The organism is Serratia sp. T13T92, from assembly GCF_047530105.1.
Lineage (GTDB): Bacteria > Pseudomonadota > Gammaproteobacteria > Enterobacterales > Enterobacteriaceae > Chania > Chania fonticola.
This window is the reverse complement of sequence record NZ_JBLJAK010000092.1, coordinates 1-4,044: the sequence shown is the minus strand read 5'-3', so window position 1 is coordinate 4,044 and position 4,044 is coordinate 1. Positions and strand designations below refer to the sequence as shown.

The 4,044-nt window shown below is 52.7% G+C and carries 4 protein-coding genes, 1 tRNA gene and 2 pseudogenes; 4 read left to right on the top strand and 3 right to left on the bottom strand.

What is annotated here, in order from left to right; genetic code table 11:
* Window positions 1-206: 206 nt before the first annotated feature.
* The 3 genes and pseudogenes from ACMV5I_RS29145 to ACMV5I_RS29135 all read right to left on the bottom strand — a co-directional run.
* Entirely contained in the window at window positions 207-464 is a 258-nt protein-coding gene (locus ACMV5I_RS29145) for a TraR/DksA family transcriptional regulator (protein ID WP_414825933.1), read from the bottom strand.
* 339 nt (window positions 465-803) lie between these two features.
* Window positions 804-880, bottom strand: a tRNA-Ile gene (locus ACMV5I_RS29140).
* A 287-nt stretch (window positions 881-1,167) separates the two neighbouring features.
* Window positions 1,168-1,323, bottom strand: a pseudogene (locus ACMV5I_RS29135) (helix-turn-helix domain-containing protein); the annotation flags it as partial.
* A gap of 62 nt (window positions 1,324-1,385) precedes the next feature.
* Between ACMV5I_RS29135 and ACMV5I_RS29130 the strand changes: the two are divergent.
* The 4 genes and pseudogenes from ACMV5I_RS29130 to ACMV5I_RS29115 all read left to right on the top strand — a co-directional run.
* A pseudogene (locus ACMV5I_RS29130) lies at window positions 1,386-2,056 on the top strand (IS6 family transposase).
* A 40-nt stretch (window positions 2,057-2,096) separates the two neighbouring features.
* Entirely contained in the window at window positions 2,097-2,423 is a 327-nt protein-coding gene (locus ACMV5I_RS29125) for a recombinase family protein (protein WP_414825932.1), read from the top strand.
* Window positions 2,424-2,475: 52 nt separating this feature from the next.
* Window positions 2,476-3,411 (top strand): Rpn family recombination-promoting nuclease/putative transposase, encoded by a 936-nt coding sequence (locus tag ACMV5I_RS29120; protein WP_223498417.1) that lies wholly within the window; start codon window positions 2,476-2,478, stop codon window positions 3,409-3,411.
* Between the two features lie 28 nt (window positions 3,412-3,439).
* A partial coding sequence (locus tag ACMV5I_RS29115; protein ID WP_414825931.1) for a DUF2913 family protein occupies window positions 3,440-4,044 on the top strand: 605 nt, incomplete at its 3' end.

Below are 4,044 nucleotides of genomic sequence, written 5' to 3'. Positions count from 1 at the left end.
AGAACCGCTCTTTCTGAGTCAGATGTTTTCCCTGCATGCAACAGGCTCTCCAGTAGGGCCAGAGCGGTGATTTTATCCGGGTCTGGCCAGTGGGTCACTTTGTTGCGTTTCGAGTGGGAATGGGGCGGTTGTCTGGAAATAAAAATGTTGACACGCTAACGTACTTTTCTAATCAGTTGGGCTTCATCCCCCTATAGATCCATCAATCACTCTTCGTCCTGATTGACAGCATGGCGAGTCAACAAAGGATAAACCCCAACCTTATGCTGGAACTCTTTTCGCTCCTGGCACTGGACACAGGTCTTGACACCAGGTAACAGGTGACGACGTCGTTCCGGTATCGGCTCACCGCAATCTTGGCAGACAAGCGCACTGCTTGCTGTAAACTGTGACCGTATGGCCATCAAGCCACGTTCGATCATCTTTTCATGTTCATTCTGTGCTTCATCAGCAATATCTGCCATGATTTTATCAATCCCGGTAAATACACATTGAGCCAATGGGTGGCCCGCCTAACACGATTACAGCTTGTAAACGTAGCCCCTTGTCTCAACAACCGCCATTTTTTAGGTTGATGATGTTATCGTTAAAGCGCGTAATGACAGAAACATACCGCTGGCAGGCATCATAGTCGGGGAGAGACACTCATCACAGCAAAGGGGACATTCAGCTGTCCGCAAATTCAGAGAGTGGAGATCCCTAAACCAGAATGTCCCCTTTGCCTGTGTATCAAGCCATCTACCGTCTTCGCCACACCATCAGCCTGGACACAGAGCGAATAGCCAATATGCGATAATCGTAATTGGTGGCCCTTGCTGGACTCGAACCAGCGACCGAGCGATTATGAGTCGCGCGCTCTAACCGACTGAGCTAAAGGGCCTTCATCAAAAAATAGTAAAAAAAACGCAGGTATGCATTACCTGCGTGAGGAGATTTTCCAAATCTCAAAATAGTTGGGGTACCTGGTCATATGGGCATGTCAGGCATCGTTTTTATACCCCAAGACAGGTATTTTTTTGTCTTCAAATTGTAAAGATATGTTTATGCTTCCAACAAATCACATGAGGAAAGCACAAAGGTCGGGGTTCCGTGCACATTTCCCCGAAAAGTGCCACCTAACGTCTAAAAAGTTATTTTTATCATTATCTTAACTTTAAAAAACAGGCTCTATTGTGTAAGATTATCGTCTTCCAGAATTTTATATACCGTAGAGCGGGCGATGCTTAGCTCCCTGGCTATAGCTGTAGCGCCATTACCTTCCTGACGAAGCGCAAGCACTGCGTTACGGTCGATGGTGCGCCTGCGGCCAAACCTGACGCCTTTGGGCTCTGTCGCGTTAAGGCGGCGTCAGGTAATATGCTGTTTTTTTGTAATGTTGCCTATTAATGTCTCTGATCAGAAATGCCTTTAAACGCTTGCATTATCCCATCGATATCATCGCGCAATGTGTGCGTTGGTATCTGGCTTATGCCCTTAGCTTGCGCAATCTCGAGGAAATGATGGCTGAACGCGGCATTGCTGGGTTATCCGTCTGGTGCCGCTGTTGGACAAGGCATTCCGCCGGCATAAACGTTCGGTGGGTCGTCGATGGCGAATGGATGAAACTTACATCAAAATCAACGGTCAGTGGAAGTCTCTGTACCGGGCTGTTGACTCATCAGGCCAGACAATCGACTTTCTGCTCACTGCCAAACGGGATGCCGCCGCTGCATTGCGCTTCTTCCGCAAGGCCATACGTCATCATGGCGAACCTGAGGGGGTCACTATCGATAAAAGTGGGGCCAACACAGCGGCTTTGGCCACGCTCAACGCCGACAAACCCGATGAGGAAACGATTACAGTCAGGCAAAGTAAGTACCTAAACAATCTGGTTGAGCAAGATCACCGCAATATCAAACGCCGGATAAGAGCGATGCTGGGATTCAAATCGTTTCGACGGGCACAGGGGCTTTTGGCGGGCATCGAATTGATCCACATGATACGCAAAGGACAATATCAGCATCCGGAAAGTGAAGGACTGTCACCTGCGGAACAATTTTATCTGTTGGCTGCCTAAATAATCGGCAACACCCACTTTGGCTGGCCTGTGCCCGTTAATGCGACAGAACCCTTCCGCCTCCGGCAAAGCTTTCCTGGATATGTTGGGCGTCTTTGCCGAGTTCGAGACACGCCTGCGCCAGGAACGCCAGCGGGAAGGCATTGCCCGGGCAAAAGCCAAGGGTGCATATAAAGGAAGAAAACTGACGGCCCAGGCGAAAACGCAGCAGGTCATTGAATTAACGATGGCCGGATTAACCCGCGAAGCAGTTGCCGAGCAATTGGGCATTGGCAAGGCCAGCGTCTACCGGATATTAAAAGCCTGGCGACTGCAACATCCTGGCGCCTGCAACATCCTGGCGCCATCCTGCCCGGTGAGCGAGTGAAGCCTCTGCTCAGCCATAGTGAACCGGTGACCGAACGTGCTACGATAACCCCATGAAAAAAAATCCCACACCCCATGATGCGACATTCCGGCAATTCCTGACGCAGCCCGAGATTGCCCGCGACTTCATGGACATCCATCTGCCGACAGAGCTGCGGGCCATCTGCGACCTCAGCACGCTGAAACTGGAGTCAGGCTCCTTTGTCGAAGATGATCTGCGCCAGTATTTCAGCGACGTGCTCTACAGCCTGAAAACCACCGCCGGCGCTGACGGTTACGTGATGGTACTTATCGAACACCAATCGAGTCCTGATAAGCACATGGCGTTTCGCCTCATCCGATATGCCGTCGCCGCCATGCAACGCCACCTCGACGCCGGCCATAAAACGCTGCCGTTGGTCATTCCGGTACTTTTCTATACCGGCAAACGCAGCCCATATCCTTATTCGACCAACTGGCTGCAGGAATTTGATGATCCGGCGCTGGCGGAGAAACTGTATACCGGCGATTTCCCGCTTGTTGATGTAACGGTCATCCCCGACGAGGAAATCATGGGTCACCGCAGTATGGCCGCGTTGACCCTGCTGCAGAAACATATTCGCCAGCGTGACCTGGCGGAACTGACGGATAAACTGGCCACCATACTGCTGGCCGGCTATCTCTCTTCGCCACAGGTAATTTCACTGGTACACTATATTATCCAGGCCGGTGAATCGTCGGATGCCGAAGCTTTCATACGTGAACTGGCACTGCGGGTTCCGCAAAACGAGGATGAACTCATGACTATTGCACAACAGCTTGAACAAAAAGGCATCGAGAAGGGTATCCAGCTTGGTGAACAACGCGGTATAGAGAAGGGCATTGAGAAGGGCAGGCAGGAAGAGGCACTCAAAATTGCCCGCACCATGTTGCAGAACGGCCTCGACCACAACACCGTCATGAAAATGACCGGGCTGACCGCTGACGACCTGGCGCAGATCCGCCACTAATCCTTTGCGTCAACGGGCAGGGTAGCCATTGTTAGATAAAACCGAATCCGTTACCACAGAGAACACTACCTCAGCGCTCAGCCATCTGGCGTTCTGCGCCTTGGTGGCGTTGGGGCTGGCGCGGCAGGACGGCATCGCCGGCACGCCCTATGCCGAAAACCTGTTTCTGATCCGCTGGCTGGCCACCGCCCAAAAGCAAAAACGCTTCCCCAGGAGCGTTGCGATTGACATCCAGTGGTTACTCGAACGTGGCCGCAAACACGGCCCGGCTGGCAAGCTGCGTCAGCATCTTGACTACCTCTGGCGCTCCTGCAGCGGCAACCTGGCCGCTCAGTCCGACCTGTTCCGGCTTACCTACGCTTCTGAAACCCTAAAAGACCAGGGCTGGGACAATTACGTGATGGATACTCGGGAGTGGAACTCAGGCGTGACGCCGACACCGTCACACCACAACGGCTTCTACGTCGAAAAAGCGGCGCTGAATGCCGCCTTTGCCCAGGACGGTCGCCATCTGCACCCCGTAACCTTTCGGGTTGTCGGTGACGCCGACCGGTTTATGCACGTCATGGCGGAGTACGGACTGGGCACCCGCCAGCTTAACAGCACGGCGACCTGCCACACCATCGCGCTGGA